Here is a 229-nt window from a genome sequence, read left to right as displayed (position 1 = left end):
CCGCCTTGCGGCACCGTCACCGTGAAGTCGTACCAGTTGCCCTGGCGCGCGATCGGCCAGTGCTGGTCGAGCTGCTTGCCGGCCGGAATGTCGAACGTCCATGGGCCGTCATTTCGGTACGCGTGCGGCGGGACGGTGGACGTGCAGCCGGCGGTGCCGGTGTTCATCATCGTCACGTAGACCTCAGCGTTGGCCACGTCGTAGCACACGCGGATTTCCGGCGCGCTCG

1 protein-coding gene is annotated in these 229 nt (G+C 67.2%); it reads right to left on the bottom strand.

Going from position 1 to position 229, the window contains the following annotated elements; translation table 11 throughout:
* The coding region (locus AC3II9_RS22725; RefSeq protein ID WP_489159064.1) for a phospholipase domain-containing protein at positions 1 to 229 on the bottom strand (229 nt) is incomplete at both ends.

The sequence above is a fragment of the Lysinibacillus sp. RU7 genome (assembly GCF_057837305.1).
This window is presented reverse-complemented; position numbering and strand designations above follow the sequence as displayed.